Source organism: Roseovarius sp. MBR-6, assembly GCF_040547525.1.
Lineage (GTDB): Bacteria > Pseudomonadota > Alphaproteobacteria > Rhodobacterales > Rhodobacteraceae > Roseovarius.
Genome location: NZ_JBEPPW010000006.1, coordinates 74,117 through 91,935, shown reverse-complemented (window position 1 = coordinate 91,935; position 17,819 = coordinate 74,117). Strand labels below are relative to the sequence as shown.

The window sequence follows — 17,819 nt, the reverse complement described above, 5'->3', positions numbered from 1 at the left end:
ACTCGACAAGCTTAAAGAAGTCGCCCGCAAGCTAAGAACGAGCGCCGATGAGTAAGGGGGAGCAGAAGGCGGGCCTTGGGCGGCCAAGGTGTATTCCGAGATTATGTCTGGAAATTTGTGGGGATTGGGCGGCGGTGTGCCGCCAAGCTGAACCCCGCCCCTACCCCGCCTCCAGAAACCGGATCATCGTCGCCCCATAGCGCCGCTCCTCGATGAGGCGCAGCGCCTCTGGCGGCGCGATGGCGGCGCTTTCTTCCCAGACGATCAGCGCGCCGGGCGCGATCCAGCCGCCTGCCAGCGCCGCCGAGAGCGCCGCCTCGCCCAGCCCCTTGCCATAGGGCGGATCGAGGAAGATCAGGTCGTGCGGCGCGCCGGGGTTGTCCCCCGGCCCGCGGGCATCCGCCGCGACCACCCGGCACGCCGCCTCGCCCCGGCACAGGGCGATATTCTGCCGCAGGATGGCCAGCGCCTTGCGCCCGTTCTCGATGAATGTCGCCGACTCCGCCCCGCGCGACAGCGCCTCCAGCCCGAGCGCGCCGGTGCCGGCAAAAAGATCCAGCACGCGCGCGCCCGTCACCGGATCGCCATAGCCGCCCGCCAGCACGTTGAAGAGCGCCTCGCGCACGCGGTCCGAGGTCGGGCGCAGATGCGCGCCCGCGTCCCCCTTGCCGACGCTGGCGAGCGCCCGCCCCCGATGCGCGCCGCCGATGATCCTCACCCGAGCAGCGCCTTGAGATCGGCCGCGGGATCGGCCACGCGGCCCGGATCGGCGCTTTGGCCCGCTTCGATCAGCCGCTTGCCCACCATATAGGCGCGCGGGTCGTTCATCGCGTCCACGGCAGCCAGGTCCGCGCCCCGGAAATACCAGACCGAATACGCCCCCCCCGCCGCGCGCGTCACCACCCGGTCATATCCGGTATTGAGCCCCGCGATCTGCAATTTCACGTCGTATTGATCCGACCAGAACCACGGTTTCGGCACATAAGCGGCACCGCGCCCCAGGATGTTTCCGGCCACGCACTCGGCCATGTCGATGGCATTGGGCACGCTTTCCAGCCGCAGCCGCCCGCCCCGATACGGGAAAGCGGCGCAATCGCCCGCCGCCCAGATCGCAGGGTCGGAGGTGCGCCCCTGCGCGTCCACCGCGATGCCGTTGTCGATCACGAGCCCCGCCGCCTCGGCCAGCGCTGTATCCGGCGCGATACCGATGCCGACGATCACCATGTCGGCGGCGATCTCGCGGCCATCCGAGAGCCGCGCGGCGCGCACTTGGCCTTCGCCGAGGAGGCGCTCCAGCCCCACGCCTTCGCGGATCTCAACACCGTGACGGGCGTGCAGCGCCCGGAAATAGTCCGAGGTCTCGGGCGCGGCGACGCGCCCCAGGATGCGGGCGGCCATCTCGATCAGCACGACCCCCATACCGCGTGACGCCGCCACCGCCGCCGCCTCCAGCCCGATATAGCCGCCCCCCACGATCAGCACCCGCGCGCCCGCGACGAAGCCCGGTGCCATCGCATCCACATCCGCCAGACTGCGCACCACATGCACGCCCCCCAGATCGCCTCCCATCGCAGGTGGCAGACGGCGCGGGACCGAGCCGGTGGCCAGCACCAGATGCGCGTAGCCAATGCGCCCCGCACCCGTCACCACCTCCTGCGCCGCGCGGTCGATGGCGGTCACGCGCGTGTTCAGACGCAGCTTGATCCCGGCTTCGGCATAATAGCTCTCGGGCCGCAGATAGAGCCGCTCCAGCGCCATCTCGCCCAGCAGGTATTTCTTCGACAGCGGCGGGCGCTGATAGGGCGGCACCGGTTCTTCGCCGATCAGCGTGATCGCGCCGTCATATCCACCGCCCCGCAACCCGGCCACCAGCGCGGCCCCCGCCTGCCCCGCCCCGATCACCACCACACCCGCCATCGCGCGCCCCCTCGTTTTACCGTGGCCCCTTGCCTAGCACCGGCCTATGGTTACATCCAACCGCAAACACATCTCAGGAGGGATTCGACCATGACCATTTCCACCAACGACAAACTGCCCGATGCCACGCTCTTGCGTCTCGGCGCAAGCGGCCCCGAAGAGGTGAGCCTTGCCAGCCTGACCAAGGGGCGCAAGGTGGTGATCTTCGCCGTGCCGGGTGCCTATACGCCCACCTGTTCCGCGGCCCATGTGCCCAGCTTCATCCGCACCAAGGCCGCGTTCGACGCCAAGGGCGTGGACGAGATTGTCTGCGTCTCGGTCAATGACCCCTTCGTGATGAAGGCCTGGGGCGAGGCCACAGGGGCCACAGAGGCCGGGATCACCATGCTGGCCGACCCGCAAAGCGCCTTGACCTCGGCAATCGGGATGGAGTTCAGCGCACCGCCTGCGGGCCTTCTGGCGCGCTCCAAGCGCTATGCCATGGCGGTCGAGGATGGCACCGTGACCGTGCTTCATGTCGAGCAAAGCCCCGGCACCTGCGAGGTAACGGCGGGCGAATCGCTGCTCGCCGCGATCTGAGCAAGGCAGCGCGCGCGCTGCCCTGCGGCGGGCGCGCGCCCCTGACCACGTCAGCCCGACTTGCGGGCGCGCCGCAAAAGCATGTCGCGTTTGACCCGGCTCAGCCGGTCGAAAAACATGCGCCCCTGCAAGTGGTCGATCTGGTGCTGCACGGATGTGGCCCAGAGACCGACGAAATCGCGCTCCTCGACCGCGCCCGCCGCAGTCAGATACCGCACCGTCACTGCGCGGGGCCGCGTGATCACCGCCGATACACCGGGCAGGCAGGGGCTGGCCTCCTCGTGGTCGCGCAACTGCGCGCTGGCGTGAAGGATCTCGGGGTTGGCCATGCGCACGACTTGACCGCGCGCCTCGCTGGCATCGACGACGGCAAGGCGCTGCATCTCGCCCAACTGCACCGCCGCAAGGCCCACACCCGGCATTGCCTCCATCACCTCGATCATCTCGTCCCAGAGCGCGCGCACCGCGTCGGTGATCCCGGCCACCGGCTCTGCCGCCCTGCGCAGCCGCGCATCGGGCCAGCGCAGCACCGCCCTCACGCGCGGGCCTGCTCGCGCTTGAGCTTGACCATGCGCCTTGTGATCAGCTGCCGCCGCATCGCGCCCAGATAGTCGATGAAGAGCTTGCCGTTGAGGTGGTCGATCTCGTGCTGCACGCAGGTGGCCCAGAGCCCGCCGAACCCCTCACGATGCTCAGTCCCGTCGATACCGGTCCAGCGCAGTTCGACCTCCGCGGGCCGCGTCACCTCGCCATATTGCTCGGGGATCGACAGGCACCCCTCCTCGTAGACGCGCGTCTCCTCGGACGCGGCCACCACCTCGGGATTGATCATCACGATGGGGCGCGGGGCCTCCGCCTCTCTCTTTACACAATCAAGCACGATGAGCCGCGTCAGCACGCCCACCTGCGGCGCGGCAAGGCCGATGCCGGGCGCATCATACATGGTCTCGAGCATGTCGCGCGACAGGGTGCGCAGATCATCGGTGATCTCGCTCACCGGCGCGCAGACCTTCTTGAGGCGCGGGTCGGGGTGTATGAGGATGGGCCGTTTCATGGTGGCTGATTTAGGGGATCAAAGCGGCTTGCGCAACGTCCTTGCAGCCGCCGCCCAATCGTCTAGCCTGCGCCCGTGCAATCCACGGAGACCCCCATGAATTTCGACGAGATCATCGACCGGCGCGACACCCATTCCGACAAATGGGACATGATGGAGGCCAAATACGGGATCTCGCCCGAGGACGGAATCGCCATGTGGGTGGCCGACATGGATTTCCGCCCGCCCGCCTGCGTGACAGGGGCGCTGCGCGCGATGACCGATCACGGGATTTACGGCTATTACGGCGACGATACGGGCTATCGCGCCGCGATTCAGTGGTGGATGGAGACGCGCCACGGCTGGCAGGTGGACCCTGACGCGATCTTCACCACCCACGGCCTCGTCAACGGCACCGGGCTTTGCGTCGATGCCTTTACAGCGCCGGGGGACGGCGTGGTGATCTTCACCCCGGTCTATCATGCCTTTGCCCGTGTCATTCGCGCGGCGGGGCGCGAGGTGCGGGAATGTCCGCTGGTCAACACTGCGGGCCGCTACGAGATGGATTTCGACGCCTATGACAGGCTGATGACGGGCCGCGAGCGTATGCTGATCCTGTGCTCGCCGCACAATCCCGGTGGCCGCGTCTGGAGCCGCGCGGAATTGCAGGGCGTGGCCGATTTCGCCCGCCGCCACGATCTGATCCTTGTCTCCGACGAGATCCATCATGACCTGCTGATGCCCGGGCAGCGCCATATCCCGATGGCGCATATCGACGGGATCGCGGACCGGCTGGTGATGATGACCGCCACCACCAAGACCTTCAACATCGCGGGCGGGCATACCGGCAATGTCATCATTCCTGACGAGGGGCTGCGCGCGCGCTTCGCGGTGCGGATGGCGGCGCTTGGGCTTTCGCCCAATTCCTTCGGGATCGCTATGGCAGAGGCCGCCTATTCGCCCGAGGGCGGGACTTGGGTCGATGCGCTCTGTGCCTATCTCGACGGCAACCGCACGCTGTTTGATGCCGGCGTGAACGCCATTCCCGGCCTGCACTCGATGCCGCTGGAGGCGACCTACCTGGCCTGGGTGGATTTCGCGGGCACCGGCATGGACCGCGCCGAGTTCACCCGCAGGGTGGAGCGCGAGGCGCGCATCTGCGTCAACCACGGGCCGACCTTCGGCACCGGCGGCGAGACATTCCTGCGCTTCAACATCGCCACGCCGCGCGCACGGGTGGCCGAGGCGGTGGCGCGGCTCAGGGCGGCGTTTGCGGATTTGCAGTAGCGGTTTGCCCGCCGTCATCCTCGGGCTTGCCCCGAGGATCTCCTGAACGAAAGTTCCTCCGGTCAAGCCGGAGGATGACGGTCGATCTGCGTCGCCCGTTCGCGGAACGCCGCCACCATCTCGTCCATCTCGCGATCCGCGTCGATGGCAAGGCGGCGCAGGCCGAAATGGACATGGGCCATGTCCTGATAATAACGGGTATAGGCGTAATTCGTGGCCGCCCCCGCCGCCGCCCCCAGAACCGGCACCGTCTGCGCCGCAAGCTTTTGCCCCAGCACCGTGGCAAGGCGCGGTGCCACTCGCGCAATGAGCGCCCTCAGCGCAGCACCAGTCAGCGTCACCCGCGTGCCGATGAGGCCGAGATTGGCCCCGTCATCGCTGGCCAATGGCCCCGCGCTCCCGAAAACCGCGATGGAATCGAACCGCACCCCCGGCTCGGCGGGGTCAAATCCGTGATCGGCGGCCACGTCCTGAATGGCGCGCATGAGCACGGTCACAGTCACCGGCAGTTCCGCCAGCGCCGTGGGCAGGCCGCCCATGCCGCCCGCCGCCCCCATCGCCGTGGTCAAAAGCCGCGCGCGCCAGCCCGGCAGGTCCGGCACCGCAGCCCGTGTGCCATGCGCCGCCTCTGCCGCGTGATGGAGCGCGCGCTCGGTCACCGTGCCGATGCGGGTGCGCGCCTCGGGCGGCAGGCGGTCCAGCAACCCCTCGGCCTGCGTGCCGATGAGGTTGAGCACCTCCATCACGCCGCCGCTGGCGCGCGCATTGCGCGCCACCAGCGCGTCAAGCCGCGCGTCAAATGCGGCCCTCTCCGGCGGTCTGCCCAATATTTCCATCACGTCGCCCTCGCCCAGCCTTGCTAGAGATGACCGCGCGCAGCCCCGATTTCAAGCGGCCCGCGTCACGGCACCCGCGATCCCGTCCCAGGCACCGGGGACAAGCGCCAGCCCCAGCACGCGCGCCGGGTTGGTCGGCGGCGGCATCTCGACCGCCGCGAGCCGCGCAAAGCCGAAGCGCCCGTAATAGGGCGCGTCGCCCACCAGCATCACCCGCGCCCAGCCACGCGCGCGCGCGCGCTCGAGGCTCTCGCGGATAAGCCAGCCGCCAAGCCCCTCGCCCTGATGGGTGGGATGCACCGCGACCGGCCCCAGAAGCAGCGCCTCCGCGCCGCCCACCCGCACCGGCCAGTAGCGGATCGCGCCCGCCACGATCCCGTCCTCGCGCGCGACAAGGCAGAGCTCCGCCACCGGGGCCACCCCGTCACGCAACCGGTAGGACGACAGCGCCTCGCGCCCCGGCGCGAAGCAAAGGTCATAAAGCGCCTCGACCTCCCACAGGTCCGCAGGCTCTTCGTGCCGCAATTCGATCATGGCGCGCCCGCGTCCCCCCGAGAATCGACTGGCCAAGCGCCTAGCACGGCGTTAGCTCTGGCACAAACCGCCCAAGCCCATGGAGTGACACATGTTCTACCGCCCCGAGGATGGCCACGGCCTGCCGCACAACCCGTTCAACGCGGTGGTGACGCCGCGCCCCATCGGCTGGATTTCCTCGCGCGGGGCGGACGGGCACGACAATCTCGCGCCCTATTCGTTCTTCAACGCCGTGGCCTATGTGCCGCCGCAGGTGATGTTCGCCTCGACCTCGGTCAAGGAGGACCGGGGCGACACCAAGGACAGCGTCGCCAATATCCGCGAGACCGGCGTGTTCTGCGTCAATATCGTCAGCGAGGCGCTGACCGATGCGATGAACCGCAGCTCGGGCGCATGGGATCGCGGCGTGGACGAGTTTGTCGATGCCGGTCTCGAAAAGGCGGAGTGCAAGAGCATCGCCTGTTCCCGCGTGGCCGCGGCCCCCGCCGCCCTCGAATGTCGGCTGACGCAGATCGTGCAATTGCCCGGTGAGGCGAATTTCGTCGTCTTCGGCGAGGTCACAGGCGTGCATCTGCGCGACGACTGCCTTGTGGACGGAATTTTCGACGTGACGCGGTTCAACCCGCTCACGCGCCTTGGGTATCAGGATTACGCCGTGATCCGCGAGAAATTCAGTCTCCGCCGCCCCGGAGAATAGCCCCGCTTCAAGCGTTTCGGTCTTTCGTTGAAACATCGAAACGCCTTGCGACCTTGTTTCGCGCAATTGTCACACCGGAAAAGTCTATCGACTTTTTCTGAAATTGCTTCACCCCGCCGAGATCGCCGCACCCAGCCGCGCCGCGCGCTCCGAGCGCCCGTCACGGCCGAGCGTCCGGCACAGGATCAGCACCGGCACAAGGCCGAACGCCACCAGCACCAGCGACGGCACCGCCGCCTCGGCCAGCCGCTCATCGGCAGCAAGCCGGTGCGCCTGCACCGCGAGCGTCTGAAAATTGAACGGATGCAGGATAAGCGTGGCGGGCAGTTCCTTCATGACATCGACAAAGACGATAAGCAGCGCGGTCAGCACCGAGGCCCGCGCCACCGGCAGATGCACCCGCGCCAGAAGCAGCGGACCCGGCTGGCCCAGAGAGCGCCCGATCGCGTCGAAATGCAGCGGCACCGTCGCCATGCCGCTGTCATAGGCGTTGAGGGCGGCGGCCATGAAGCGCACCACATAGGCCATCACCATGAGCCAGATCGACCCGGTGATCAGAAGGCCTGTGCGGATGCCGAAGGTCTCGCGCATGAAGGCGTCAAGCACATTGTCGAAGGCGGCCATCGGCACCATCAACCCCACCGCGATCACGCCCCCCGGGACCGCATAGCCGAGCCCCGCCCCAAGCACGAGCCCGCGCGAGACACGCCCCGGCCGCGTGCGGGCGCGAAACCCCACAAGGATTGCCCCCAGCACCGTCAGGACCGAGGCCACGGCGGCAAGCGTCAGCGAATTCGTCATGAACCCGAGATAGCGCGGCGACAGCAGGTCCTGCCCCGATCCCAGGGCCATCACGCCCAGCATGATCACCGGCAGGACGAAACCCAGAAGCACCGGCAGAAAGCACAGCGTGAACGCCCCCGCCGCCGCCAGCCCGGTGAGGCGCGGGCGCTCCATCGTCTCGAACCGCGCGCCGCGCCCGGCGGTGCGCATCCGGCCCCGGCTCGCGCGCTCGAGACCCGCCAGAAGCAGCGCGAAACTCAGCAGGCAAAGCGCCAGTTGCGCCGCCGCCGCCCGGTCGCCAAGGCTGAACCAGGCCTGGTAGATGCCGGTGGCGAAGGTCTGCACATTGAAGAAGGCGACGGTGCCGAAATCCGCGATCGTCTCCATGATCGCCAGCAGCGCGCCACCTGCGATCGCGGGCCGCGCCATCGGCAGGGCCACCCTGCGGAACGCGTATGCCGGCGAGCGTCCCAGCGTGCGCGCCACCAGAAACGCATTGGCCGATTGCTGGCGGAACGACGCGCGCGCCAGAAGGTAGACGTAAGGATAAAGCACGATGCTCAGCATCAGCGCCGCGCCGCCAAGGCTGCGCACCTCCGGGAACCAGTAATCGCGCGGCCCCCAGCCGGTGAGCGCACGCAAGGCGGTTTGCACGGGGCCGGGATGGTCGAGCAAATGGGTATAGGCGTAGGCCATGACATAGGCCGGAAAGGCCAGCGGCAGCGCCAGCGCCACCTCCAGCACCCGCACGCCGGGAAAGCGATAGACCGTCACCAGCCAGGCGGTGAGCGATCCGATCACCGCCGTGCTGACCCCCACGATCACCACCAGCTTCAGCGTGTTGAGGGTATAGCGCGGCAGGACGGTTGCCAGAACCGTGCGCCAGGTTTCGAGATCCCCTGACAGCGCCGCCAGCACCGCCGCGACAATCGGCGCGAGGCAGAGCGCCACGACGACCCAGGCAAGGCGATGAAGAAGGCGTTCGCCCATGACGTTGGCGCTCCGATCCTTGTTGGCGCGTGGCCAGGGGGCCTGCGCCGCCGACTGATACACGTCGCCCCCTGCACCTGCCAATTGCGTCCCGCCCTGTCAAGCCGATCACGATGACCGGCGGCCCGCGATCGACATGACCGATCACGCGCGCTGGTGTGCCGCAATGGCCCTGCATGCAATCACGCCCGGTCATCGGCCCCCTTGCAACAGGCTCAGCGCTATGGCTTGTGAGGACAGAACCGCTGTGGACGAAATCTGATCGCGCAGGAGGAACTGCCGCAAAAGTCCCTCACGCAGGTCATTGTCCACAAGGTCTCTGGGACTTTCGATGTTCAGTTGCCGCGCCGCACGGGTGCGCAGTTCGTCCAGCTGACGATCGATATCGATCTGGGCAAAGCTGGACGGCAGGCCAAGCGCGGTCTCGAACACGCTCCGGAGCGGCGGGGTGCCGAGGATGCGAAACCACAGCGCGTTGTCGGACTCCGCATCGGTCCCGAACGCCGAAAGCTCGCGATCCGCATTCAGGGCGAGGCGCAGCGCGGTATCCTGTTCACCCACTGCGACCTCGAATTCGCGCCGCCGGAATTGCTCGATGATCTGCGCCGCAAATCCCGCGTCGCCCGTGCGCGGCCCGTCGGGCGCGGCGAAGCCGAACGCATCGGCAAAGCGGCGATAGCGATCGTCCGACAGGCGGTTGGCAAGCGCCTTGTCGTCCTCGGTGCCCTGTTCGAGGATCGCGCGAACAAAGGCGCGGCTGTCGATGTCGTCCTGAAGGCCGAACGCGCCGAGCGCCACGCGCAAGAGGCGGCGATCCGCGACGAGATCGGCCGCCGTCTGAACGCCCGCGATGGTCTGCGCGAAATGATCGGTATCGCGCCGAAGCGCCGGGGCGGCGTTGAAAAGCTCGGTCTGCCGGTCAAGCGTACGGCTCAGAAGGGCAAAGCCGACGAGGCCACCCAAGGGGACGACCGGCGCGAAGGTCATCTTGGACCGCCATGGGCCATAAGCCGCGCTTCTCTGGGCAAAAGCGCGCGAAGCGCCTTCAGGCAGGCATAGTGCTCTTCGGCCAGAAGCGCCTCGCTGGCACGGGTCAGCAGCGCGCGGCTGTCGGGGTCGCGCAAAACCTGACTCAACTCCTCTATGCGGCGCAGCATCTGCTGGCGCATGTCACGAGGAGCGGCGTCACCCGAAAGCACGAGTTGCGCCGCGAAGCAGGCGCGCCTCACAGGCGTAGTGGCCTCGTCGGGATGGATCGCGTCACGCAGGCGCAAGATGCGCGCATCCGGGGTCATCACCGACAGGCGCGACCGGCGATCCCCGTTTTCGATCACCGCGCCGTTCACGAGGACACGTTCCTTGGGGGCCAGCTTGAGGATGAGACGGCTCATTGCGTGGCTCCCGCACCCGAAAGACCACGCATCACGGCGGTGTTGATATCCACCAGCGGATCGACGGATGCCGCTTCGCGCAGAACTTGACCGCTGTGCCTTCGCGTGAATTCCGCCAGCGAGAGGATCTGCGCACGTAACGGCACGGACAGCCCGTTTTGCGGATCGGCCACGTCAACCGCGAAGATGGTCCACAAACGCTGATTGTCGTGGATGGCGGCGGCCAGCTGACCGAAATCCGACGCGCGGGTCTGCTCGGCCATCCTGAGACGGCGCGTGACGCGGGCGAGCGCGTCGTATTCCTGCGCGCGGGCGGTCCGCACGGTTTGACCCTGAGCCCTGTAGGCGGCCTCTGCCTTGAAAACTGCGGTCACGTTCTGTCCTTCCAAAACTGCGCATGACATCCGGCGGTGGGGTCAGGGGGCACCCTTTGGGGCGCCCCCTGATGGATTTACCGGAACAGCGACAGGATCGACTGCGGTGCCTGGTTGGCGATCGACAGCGACTGCGTGGCCAGCTGCTGCTGAACCTGGAGCGCCTGAAGCCGCGCCGAGGCTGCCTCGAGATCGGCATCGACCAGCGCGCCGACACCCGATGTGAGCGAATCGGTCAGCTTGGAGACGAATTCACTCTGGCTGTCGATCCGGCTGGCCGCAGCCCCGAGGGACGCGGCACCGGTCACGGCGGTCTGGATGAAGGTTTCGATTTCACCAAGAGCGGTAGCCGCGGTGGTGGTGTCGGTGATGGCGGTCAGGTTGGTGACAAGATCGAGATTCGCCTCGAAATCCACGCTCGCCACGGAGATATTGGTGGGCGCAGGCGCAGCCGTGCCCACCCGGTCCAGCGAGGCCAGAACATTGAAGGTGGTCGTGCCGGCCCCGGCACCATCGACATCGGTATTCAGCAGGTTGGTGCCGTTGAACTGCGCGGCGCTGATCACCGATGCGATCTGGGCGGTGCGCTGAGAGATATCCTCCTGGATCTTGGCGTGATCGACGTTCTCGCTCTGGGCGGAGACGATAAGCCCCTTGATCCCGTTGAGTTCCTCGACGATCTGCTCGGCCGCCGATGACGCCACGGCGACGGTCGCCTGCCCGAGGGACAGGCTGTCGGAAATCGCCTTGAACCCGGCGATATCGGATTCCATCACCTTGGAAATCGCGAAGATCGCCGAATTGTCCTTGGCCGTCGCGATATCCTTGCCGGTCGAAATCGCATCCTGCGTATTGGCAAGGTTCTTGTTCACGCTTTGCAGGGTCTGAAGCGCCACCATGGCGCTGTTGTTGGTCAGAATGCTGGACATGTGTTTTCCTTTTCAGATGCGGCGCGTTTGCGCCTGTTGGCATGACCTGCCCGCTCGGGCGGCCCGGAATGTCTTTCTGACGTGTGCAACCGGTGCCCTTTCGTTCCGGCGGCGCCACCCGTTTGCGGATGCCCGCCCAGATTTGCCCGCCAAGTCCTAAGGGAGTGCTAATCGCGCCAGAAAACTTCGGTAGGATTTGACGCAACCGGCTCAGGCCCGTCGCTCGAGACGGTGCACGACCGTCCCGGCGATGGTCTCCTTGCGCCCCTGCGGATCATAGGTCTCGATGGACCGGCGCACCTGCCGATAGGCGCTCAGCCGTGCGCTGACACGCCGGATCCCCTGCATCGCGGCATCCAGAAGACGCTCGTTGCGCGCGGCCCGCTCACGCAGCGCCGCAAAGATCGCAGACTCCGGCGCCCCGACTTTGCGCAACCGCGCAAGATGCGCCTCCTTTTCCTCCGCCAGGCCCGCGAGCGCCGCCAGGTCACCGCGGAGCAGACAGGCGTGCTCACGCTCCAGAAGCGTCTCGACGTCGCGAATCAGTTGCCTGTCGGCGTCAGTCGTCATGGCCGCGCTCCCGCAAAGAGGCGGCAATCATCCCGGCAAGGCCGAGGCCACCCTTGCGGGCAATCGCCTGCGCCAGTGCCTCGCGGTGGAACGAGGCGAATTGCGCCTCCCCCGCGCTGCCACTGAAGCTGTTGGTCTGTTCGCCAAGCCCCGAAAACTTGAGCATTTCCGCCAGAAAACCGGCCTCGAGCGCCTCGGCGGCGCGCTGAAGGCGGGGATGTGGCTGCATCACCGCTCTCGGGTTCGGGGGGGAAATCGGGTCTGTCACCTGGATACCTCGAATTGTTGGAATTTCAGCCAAGGAAACCGCAAAGCCGTAAAGAACTGGTAACCGGCTTGCGGATATCTTTGCGGGACGTTGAACCGGATCGGACCGCCTGCATGATGATCGTTTCCGAACACCACACTTCGCTGCCTGTCGTGCGGCGCGACGCCTCGTCGATCACGACGGGACAAGCGTTTTCCGCCTTCATGACGATGGAGCAGGCGACCCCGTCCGAGGGGGTCGATCCGGTCGGACAACAAGCGCTGCAGGGCACGCCGCCCGACGCCACCGAATCATCCACCATCAGCACTGATGCGGATCCGGCCGGACCGCCGGTGCCCCCCCCCGGCACGGCGACGACAGGGATCGGACACGGGCAGGGCCGCGCCGATCAGGACACCGGGACGGACGACCTCACAGTCGTCGCGCAGAGAGCGGTGCTGGCGGCGAAGCCGATGGCGGCGGACCTCGAAGTCATGTCGAACGTGCCGGACGCGGGCCCTGCCGGGGCCCCGCGCGGCGCACGCCCGACGCCCATGCCCGACGGCCCGGCGACACTACCGCGCGAGACCACACTACCAACGGACCTGCCTCATGCGGCACCTCATCCGGTATCCGGCCGGGCAACCGTGACAGCGGGGCATCTGCACGCCCGCGCAACAAACGCGCACGGCCTCCAAGCTACCGGGGCAGGCGACATGCCCCCCATGCAGTCGGCTTCTTCGGGACCGGAGCCTCTTGCCGCGCCGGAGAGGCCCTCGGCGACGGCACTGGAACCGCAAGGCGCAACCGCAAGGACCCTCGGCACCGGCATCGTGTCATCCGATGGGGTCCGCATTGCGGCGCAAGCGGCGCCCATGCCCTCGGCAATCGAGGCCGCATTCCTGATCCCGGCGCGTCCCGAGCACAGGCACGACGCGCTCACGCCACCGGATGTGCGGCAGAAAGCAAGCACAGCCGCCGCGCCGGTAACGGGCACCGTCACACTGCCCGCACAGCGCTTCGGCGCCTTTGTCAACCCGGCCGGGAACCGCACCGCAGACCCCGCAGCCGACCTCATGGCCATCGCCGAGCCGGAGGCGGACGGCACCCTGCGCCTTGCGGCGACTGAAACAGCCTCGTCGGCGCTTCGCGGCACAACCTCCGCGTTCACACATTTCGCGCCGCCGCAGAACACGGGTCAGACCACGACGCAGATCGTTGCCGCAATCTCGCGGGCGTCGGTGGACGGGCAAAAAACCACCGAGATCGCCCTCAACCCCGCGGAACTCGGCCGCGTGCGGCTTCATCTTGCCACGACGGACGGCGTGATGATCGTCATGGTGAGTGCCGAGCGCGCCGAGACGATGGAGCTTTTGCGCCGCAACATCGACACACTCACGAACGACCTCAAGGAAACAGGCTACGATGGCGCGCAGATCGTTTTCTCGCAAGACGGGAGCGGCGCGCGGGACAAGGAGGCGCGCGCGCCCGTAACCGCACCCACCCACGGGCCACCTGCGGCAAGCACCCCGGACACGCCGCCGCCCGTGCTGGTCATGCTGGGCGACCGGCTCGATCTGAGGGTCTGAACCGATGGCCCGGACATCAAGACCTCACCGAAAGGAGTGCTTATGGAACCTCTGACCGGCATTGCGCCGACGCTGCCCCCCGCCCCCCCCTTACCCGCCGCCCCCCGAAACGGAGCGCTCAGTTCGGATTTCGAGACCTTCCTGAAGATGCTGACCACCCAGATGCGCAACCAGGACCCGCTCAACCCGATCGATTCGGCTGATTTCGCGGTGCAGCTGGCGACCTTCTCGTCGGTCGAACAGCAGGTGCTCACCAATGACCTGCTTTCGGGGCTTGGCGCGCAGATGGCCACGCTTGGCATGGGACAGCTTGCGGGCTGGATCGGGCTCGAGGCCGAGATTGCGGCCCCCGTGCGCTTTGCCGGTGCGCCCGTCTCGCTCAGCGCGACCGTCGCGCAGGGGGCCGATGCAGCGGAGCTGATCGTGACGAACGAGCAGGGTGTGATCGTTCAGCGCCTGCCGATCGCACCGCAAAGCGGCCCGGTTCTCTGGGAGGGACGCGACTCGCTCGGCCTGCCGCTGGTGACGGGCACCTATCGGGTGACGGCGCATTCGCTGGCGCGGGGAGAGACGATCGCGCGCCACGAGGTGCATCTTCACGCCCGAATCGACGAGGCGCGTCTGGACGGCGGCGCGGTCCGGCTTGTGCTTGAGAACGGTCAAAGCGTCGGCGCGGAGGAGGTGCTCGGCCTGCGCCCGCCCGCGCCATGACCTCTCACCCAAAGCGATTTCTGAAAAGTCTGATGGACTTTGCCGGTTCGAAATTGCGCCAGATCAGAGCGTCAACTCGTCTCGGCGTTTCAAGGAGACACCGAAACGCTTCAGAACAGCGCCAGTGCCAGCGTCACGACGGCACCGCCCGCCACCGCCCCCGCCCCGGACCAGAGCAGCCGCCCGGGCCAGTGCCGCGCCGGCGGCGGCGCGGGCGGATGCGCCTGCCGGATCAGGACCGCCTCGAGCAGCCCCGGCAGGCGCGGACCGTAGCGAGACAGCACCATCGCGGTGCGCCCCAGATCGCGCAGCGCCGCGCGCGGACCCATGGCGTGGCGGATGTAATCCTCGACCACGGGACGGGCCACCTGCCAGATGTTGATCTGCGGATCGAGCGAACGCGCGACCCCCTCCACCACGACCATCGTGCGTTGCAGCAGGATCAGTTCCGTCCGCGTCTCCATCCCGAAACGCTCTGTCACTTCAAAAAGATAGCTGAGCAGGCTGCCCATCGAGATGCGGCTTGCATCCATGCCGAAAATCGGTTCTCCCACGGCGCGCAAAGCGCGCGCGAACGCATCCACATCGCGGTCGCCGGGCACATACCCCGCCTCGAAATGGACCTCGGCCACGCGCCGGTAATCGCGCTTGATGAAGCCGTAAAGGATCTCGGCATAAACCCGACGCGTATATTCGTCGATATGCCCCATGATCCCGAAATCATAGGCGATGATGTCGCCATTGGCGGCCACCTTGAGATTGCCCTGATGCATGTCGGCGTGGAAATAGCCGTCGCGCAGCGCATGGCTGAGGAAAAGTTGCAGCACCCGCGCCCCAAGCGCCACCCGGTCATGCCCCGCCGCATCGATGGCGGCATTGTCGCCCATGGGCGCGCCATCGGCCCATGCCATCGTCATCACCCGGCGCGAGGACAGGTGCCAATGCACGCCGGGCAACTGAAACCCTGCGTCGCCCTCGGTATTGGCCGCGAATTCCGAGGCCGAGGCGGCTTCGAGCCGCAGGTCGAGCTCGCCCATGACCACGCCCTCGAAATGGGCGATCACATCCGTGGGCCGCAACCGGCGCGCGGACGGCGCAAGCAGTTCGACCATGCGCGCCGCGAAATAGAAGGCGTCGATATCGCGGCGAAAGGCGCGCTCGATGCCCGGGCGCAGCACCTTGACCGCCACCGCCTCGCCGGTCTCGCGCAGCCGCGCCCTGTGCACCTGCGCGATCGAGGCCGCCGCCACCGGCGGGCTGAAGTCATCGAAGATCTCGGCCACCGGGCGGCCAAGCTCCTGCGCGACGGCCATTTGCGCCACCTCGACCGGAAAAGGGGGCAGCTTGTCCTGAAGCACGCGCAATTGCGCGGCGAGATCCTCGCCCACCAGATCGGGCCGCGTGCTGAGGATCTGGCCGAACTTGATATAGGCGGGCCCCAGAGCCGTCAGCGCGCGCACGGCGGGCGGCATGGCCGGATCACCCCGGTCGCCCAGCCACTGAAATGGCCACGCCAGCGCGCGCATGGTCGCGCGCACCAAGGGCGGCGCCTCGAACGCCGCCATGATCAGGCCCATCGCGCCGGTGCGTTCCAGCGTGGCCCCGGTGCGGATCAGACGGATGAGGTTATGCGGCCCCCTCAAATCTTCCACCCCGAATGCAGGCAGGCGATGCCCATGGAAAGATTGCGGTATTTCGCGTTTTCGAAGCCCGCGTCGCGCACCATCCCGAGGAATGTCTCCTGATCGGGGAAGCGGCGGATCGATTCGACAAGGTATTGATAGCTGTCGCGGTCCCGCGCGATCACCTGCCCCAGACGCGGGATGATATTGAACGAATAAAGGTCATAGATTTTCTGCATCAGGTCATTCGGGATCTGGCTGAATTCCAGCACCATCAGCCGCCCGCCGGGCCGCAGCACACGAAACGCCTCGTTGAGCGCCTCTTGCGGGCGGGTCACGTTGCGGATGCCGAAACTGATCGTGTAGACGTCGAAACTGTTATCCTCGAAGGGCAGCGCCATCGCATCGCCCACCACCCAGTCGAGACTATCCGCCAGAGCCTCGGCCTCGGCGCGCTTCTGCCCCTCGACCAACATCGGCTCGGTCAGGTCGAGCACCGTGGCATGACCGCGCCCCGCGCGCCGCAGGAACCGGAACGAGATATCGCCGGTGCCCCCCGCCACATCGAGAAGCCGCTGACCGGCGCGCGGCGCGAGCCAGTCCATCATCGCATCCTTCCAGATCCGGTGGATGCCGAAACTCATCGCGTCGTTCATTACATCATAGTTCGACGCGACCGAGCCAAAGACGCCGCGCACGCGCCCCGCCTTCTCCGCCTCGGGCACGTCCTGAAATCCGAAATGGGTGGTTTTCTCGCTCATGCCGCACTCCGGGGCTTGCTCATCCTGGGTCCCGCCTTTCTTATAGGTCGCTCACCGGGGGTTACAATGCGCCGCTTGCGCGCGCCGAGGTCCGTCATGCCCGAATTGCCAGAGGTCGAAACCGTCCGAAGCGGCCTGGCCCCCGTCATGGAGGGGCAGGTGATCGCGCGCGCGCAGGTGAACCGCCCCGATCTGCGCTGGCCCTTTCCGCCAGACATGGCCGCACGGCTGACGGGCGCGCGGGTGCTCTCGCTGCGGCGACGCTCGAAATACCTGCTGGCCGATCTCGACCGGGGCGAAACGCTGCTCGTCCATCTGGGCATGTCGGGGCGGATGCTGGTGTCGGGGGCGCGGGTGGGGCAATTCGTCCACGATCACCCCGCGCCTGCGAAACACGACCATGTGATCGTCGACATGGCGGGCGGCGCGCGGATCACCTTCAACGACCCGCGCCGTTTCGGCGCGATGGATCTGATGGCGACGGCCGGTGCCGAGGCCCATCCGCTGCTGGCGAAACTCGGGCCGGAACCGCTTGGCAACGGGTTTCACGAGGCCCATCTCGCCGCCGCCCTTGCCGGACGGCGCACGCCCGTCAAGGCGGCGCTTCTCGATCAGCGGATCGTGGCCGGTCTGGGCAATATCTATGTCTGCGAGGCGCTTTTTCGCGCAGGGATCTCGCCGCGCCGTGTGGCGGGCAGTCTCGGGCCTCGGCGCATCGCGCGGCTCACCGGTGCCATTCGCGCCGTGCTGACCGAGGCGATTGCCGCAGGCGGTTCGTCCTTGCGCGACTACCGGCAGGCCGATGGCGAGCTTGGCTATTTCCAGCACGCTTTTGACGTCTACGGGCGCGAGGGCGCGCCCTGTCGCAAACCCGGCTGCGACGGCCGGATCGCCCGCCTCGTGCAATCCGCGCGCTCCAGTTTCCATTGTCCGCGCTGTCAAAGATAGGTTGAAAGGCGTCCCCGACAT

21 protein-coding genes are annotated in these 17,819 nt (G+C 67.2%); 6 read left to right on the top strand and 15 right to left on the bottom strand.

Going from position 1 to position 17,819, the window contains the following annotated elements:
• Positions 1 to 160: 160 nt before the first annotated feature.
• Both rsmD and ABIE57_RS09865 read right to left on the bottom strand, forming a co-directional pair.
• Positions 161 to 718: a 16S rRNA (guanine(966)-N(2))-methyltransferase RsmD gene (gene rsmD / locus ABIE57_RS09870; RefSeq protein ID WP_354538845.1), complete on the bottom strand. Its 558-nt coding sequence runs from the start codon at positions 716 to 718 to the stop codon at positions 161 to 163.
• A complete protein-coding gene (locus ABIE57_RS09865; protein WP_354538844.1) occupies positions 715 to 1,917 on the bottom strand; it encodes an NAD(P)/FAD-dependent oxidoreductase in 1,203 nt (400 codons plus the stop codon). The genes rsmD and ABIE57_RS09865 overlap by 4 nt, the downstream gene beginning before the upstream one ends.
• A gap of 90 nt (positions 1,918 to 2,007) precedes the next feature.
• Between ABIE57_RS09865 and ABIE57_RS09860 the strand changes: the two genes are divergently transcribed.
• A complete protein-coding gene (locus tag ABIE57_RS09860; RefSeq protein WP_354538843.1) occupies positions 2,008 to 2,496 on the top strand; it encodes a peroxiredoxin in 489 nt (162 codons plus the stop codon).
• A 50-nt stretch (positions 2,497 to 2,546) separates the two neighbouring features.
• Here ABIE57_RS09860 and def (ABIE57_RS09855) read toward each other — a convergent pair whose 3' ends face one another.
• The gene (gene def / locus ABIE57_RS09855) at positions 2,547 to 3,035 is read right to left on the bottom strand and encodes a peptide deformylase (protein WP_354538842.1); all 489 of its coding nucleotides are present in this window, start codon (positions 3,033 to 3,035) and stop codon (positions 2,547 to 2,549) included.
• Complete coding sequence (gene def / locus ABIE57_RS09850) at positions 3,032 to 3,550, bottom strand: peptide deformylase (protein ID WP_354538841.1); 519 nt, start codon at positions 3,548 to 3,550, stop codon at positions 3,032 to 3,034. Before def (ABIE57_RS09850) ends, def (ABIE57_RS09855) begins: the two co-directional genes overlap by 4 nt.
• Before the next feature lie 96 nt (positions 3,551 to 3,646).
• Between def (ABIE57_RS09850) and ABIE57_RS09845 the strand changes: the two genes are divergently transcribed.
• Positions 3,647 to 4,816, top strand: a complete 1,170-nt coding sequence (locus tag ABIE57_RS09845; RefSeq protein ID WP_354538840.1) for a MalY/PatB family protein — start codon at positions 3,647 to 3,649, stop codon at positions 4,814 to 4,816.
• 62 nt (positions 4,817 to 4,878) lie between these two features.
• Here the strand turns inward: ABIE57_RS09845 and ABIE57_RS09840 are convergent, their stop codons facing one another.
• Positions 4,879 to 5,652, bottom strand: a complete 774-nt coding sequence (locus ABIE57_RS09840; protein ID WP_354538839.1) for an EcsC family protein — start codon at positions 5,650 to 5,652, stop codon at positions 4,879 to 4,881.
• A gap of 51 nt (positions 5,653 to 5,703) precedes the next feature.
• Positions 5,704 to 6,186, bottom strand: coding sequence for a GNAT family N-acetyltransferase (locus tag ABIE57_RS09835; protein ID WP_354538838.1), 483 nt, complete (start codon positions 6,184 to 6,186; stop codon positions 5,704 to 5,706).
• Positions 6,187 to 6,277: 91 nt separating this feature from the next.
• On the opposite strand from ABIE57_RS09835, the gene ABIE57_RS09830 reads away from it, so the two are divergent.
• Positions 6,278 to 6,883, top strand: coding sequence for a flavin reductase family protein (locus ABIE57_RS09830; RefSeq protein WP_354538837.1), 606 nt, complete (start codon positions 6,278 to 6,280; stop codon positions 6,881 to 6,883).
• 108 nt (positions 6,884 to 6,991) lie between these two features.
• Here the strand turns inward: ABIE57_RS09830 and ABIE57_RS09825 are convergent, their stop codons facing one another.
• From ABIE57_RS09825 to ABIE57_RS09795, 7 genes are all read right to left on the bottom strand, one after another.
• On the bottom strand, positions 6,992 to 8,656 hold the full coding sequence (locus ABIE57_RS09825; protein WP_354538976.1) for an ABC transporter permease: 1,665 nt from the start codon (positions 8,654 to 8,656) through the stop codon (positions 6,992 to 6,994).
• Between the two features lie 192 nt (positions 8,657 to 8,848).
• Positions 8,849 to 9,643 carry a DUF1217 domain-containing protein gene (locus ABIE57_RS09820; RefSeq protein WP_354538836.1) on the bottom strand — a complete coding sequence of 265 codons (795 nt, stop codon included), beginning with the start codon at positions 9,641 to 9,643 and terminating at the stop codon, positions 8,849 to 8,851.
• Positions 9,640 to 10,047, bottom strand: a complete 408-nt coding sequence (gene flbT / locus ABIE57_RS09815; protein WP_354538835.1) for a flagellar biosynthesis repressor FlbT — start codon at positions 10,045 to 10,047, stop codon at positions 9,640 to 9,642. Before flbT ends, ABIE57_RS09820 begins: the two co-directional genes overlap by 4 nt.
• The gene (gene flaF, locus ABIE57_RS09810) at positions 10,044 to 10,421 is read right to left on the bottom strand and encodes a flagellar biosynthesis regulator FlaF (protein ID WP_354538834.1); all 378 of its coding nucleotides are present in this window, start codon (positions 10,419 to 10,421) and stop codon (positions 10,044 to 10,046) included. The genes flbT and flaF overlap by 4 nt, the downstream gene beginning before the upstream one ends.
• Before the next feature lie 77 nt (positions 10,422 to 10,498).
• A complete protein-coding gene (locus ABIE57_RS09805) occupies positions 10,499 to 11,350 on the bottom strand; it encodes a flagellin N-terminal helical domain-containing protein (RefSeq protein ID WP_354538833.1) in 852 nt (283 codons plus the stop codon).
• A 210-nt stretch (positions 11,351 to 11,560) separates the two neighbouring features.
• Entirely contained in the window at positions 11,561 to 11,920 is a 360-nt protein-coding gene (locus tag ABIE57_RS09800) for a flagellar protein FlgN (protein WP_354538832.1), read from the bottom strand.
• Positions 11,910 to 12,149: a rod-binding protein gene (locus tag ABIE57_RS09795; protein WP_354538831.1), complete on the bottom strand. Its 240-nt coding sequence runs from the start codon at positions 12,147 to 12,149 to the stop codon at positions 11,910 to 11,912. Before ABIE57_RS09795 ends, ABIE57_RS09800 begins: the two co-directional genes overlap by 11 nt.
• A gap of 152 nt (positions 12,150 to 12,301) precedes the next feature.
• Here ABIE57_RS09795 and ABIE57_RS09790 point away from each other — a divergent pair, with 152 nt between their 5' ends.
• On the top strand, positions 12,302 to 13,756 hold the full coding sequence (locus ABIE57_RS09790; protein WP_354538830.1) for a flagellar hook-length control protein FliK: 1,455 nt from the start codon (positions 12,302 to 12,304) through the stop codon (positions 13,754 to 13,756).
• 42 nt (positions 13,757 to 13,798) lie between these two features.
• A complete protein-coding gene (locus ABIE57_RS09785) occupies positions 13,799 to 14,467 on the top strand; it encodes a flagellar hook capping FlgD N-terminal domain-containing protein (RefSeq protein WP_354538829.1) in 669 nt (222 codons plus the stop codon).
• Positions 14,468 to 14,577: 110 nt separating this feature from the next.
• Here ABIE57_RS09785 and ubiB read toward each other — a convergent pair whose 3' ends face one another.
• Both ubiB and ubiE read right to left on the bottom strand, forming a co-directional pair.
• A complete protein-coding gene (gene ubiB, locus ABIE57_RS09780; RefSeq protein ID WP_354538828.1) occupies positions 14,578 to 16,110 on the bottom strand; it encodes a 2-polyprenylphenol 6-hydroxylase in 1,533 nt (510 codons plus the stop codon).
• Positions 16,107 to 16,850 (bottom strand): bifunctional demethylmenaquinone methyltransferase/2-methoxy-6-polyprenyl-1,4-benzoquinol methylase UbiE, encoded by a 744-nt coding sequence (gene ubiE, locus ABIE57_RS09775; RefSeq protein WP_354538827.1) that lies wholly within the window; start codon positions 16,848 to 16,850, stop codon positions 16,107 to 16,109. The genes ubiB and ubiE overlap by 4 nt, the downstream gene beginning before the upstream one ends.
• Before the next feature lie 96 nt (positions 16,851 to 16,946).
• Between ubiE and mutM the strand changes: the two genes are divergently transcribed.
• Positions 16,947 to 17,798, top strand: coding sequence for a bifunctional DNA-formamidopyrimidine glycosylase/DNA-(apurinic or apyrimidinic site) lyase (gene mutM / locus ABIE57_RS09770; protein WP_354538826.1), 852 nt, complete (start codon positions 16,947 to 16,949; stop codon positions 17,796 to 17,798).
• The last annotated feature ends 21 nt before the right edge of the window (positions 17,799 to 17,819 follow it).

Bases quoted from the DNA above. Each gene is read 5' to 3' on its own strand.
- ABIE57_RS09865 (WP_354538844.1), bottom strand. From the start codon at position 1,917: ATGGCGGGTGTGGTGGTGATCGGGGCGGGGCAGGCGGGGGCCGCGCTG.
- ABIE57_RS09860 (WP_354538843.1), top strand. From the start codon at position 2,008: ATGACCATTTCCACCAACGACAAACTGCCCGATGCCACGCTCTTGCGT.
- def (WP_354538841.1), bottom strand. From the start codon at position 3,550: ATGAAACGGCCCATCCTCATACACCCCGACCCGCGCCTCAAGAAGGTC.
- ABIE57_RS09845 (WP_354538840.1), top strand. From the start codon at position 3,647: ATGAATTTCGACGAGATCATCGACCGGCGCGACACCCATTCCGACAAA.
- ABIE57_RS09840 (WP_354538839.1), bottom strand. From the start codon at position 5,652: ATGGAAATATTGGGCAGACCGCCGGAGAGGGCCGCATTTGACGCGCGG.
- ABIE57_RS09835 (WP_354538838.1), bottom strand. From the start codon at position 6,186: ATGATCGAATTGCGGCACGAAGAGCCTGCGGACCTGTGGGAGGTCGAG.
- ABIE57_RS09830 (WP_354538837.1), top strand. From the start codon at position 6,278: ATGTTCTACCGCCCCGAGGATGGCCACGGCCTGCCGCACAACCCGTTC.
- ABIE57_RS09825 (WP_354538976.1), bottom strand. From the start codon at position 8,656: ATGGGCGAACGCCTTCTTCATCGCCTTGCCTGGGTCGTCGTGGCGCTC.
- ABIE57_RS09820 (WP_354538836.1), bottom strand. From the start codon at position 9,643: ATGACCTTCGCGCCGGTCGTCCCCTTGGGTGGCCTCGTCGGCTTTGCC.
- flbT (WP_354538835.1), bottom strand. From the start codon at position 10,047: ATGAGCCGTCTCATCCTCAAGCTGGCCCCCAAGGAACGTGTCCTCGTG.
- ABIE57_RS09805 (WP_354538833.1), bottom strand. From the start codon at position 11,350: ATGTCCAGCATTCTGACCAACAACAGCGCCATGGTGGCGCTTCAGACC.
- ABIE57_RS09800 (WP_354538832.1), bottom strand. From the start codon at position 11,920: ATGACGACTGACGCCGACAGGCAACTGATTCGCGACGTCGAGACGCTT.
- ABIE57_RS09795 (WP_354538831.1), bottom strand. From the start codon at position 12,149: ATGCAGCCACATCCCCGCCTTCAGCGCGCCGCCGAGGCGCTCGAGGCC.
- ABIE57_RS09790 (WP_354538830.1), top strand. From the start codon at position 12,302: ATGATGATCGTTTCCGAACACCACACTTCGCTGCCTGTCGTGCGGCGC.
- ABIE57_RS09785 (WP_354538829.1), top strand. From the start codon at position 13,799: ATGGAACCTCTGACCGGCATTGCGCCGACGCTGCCCCCCGCCCCCCCC.
- ubiE (WP_354538827.1), bottom strand. From the start codon at position 16,850: ATGAGCGAGAAAACCACCCATTTCGGATTTCAGGACGTGCCCGAGGCG.
- mutM (WP_354538826.1), top strand. From the start codon at position 16,947: ATGCCCGAATTGCCAGAGGTCGAAACCGTCCGAAGCGGCCTGGCCCCC.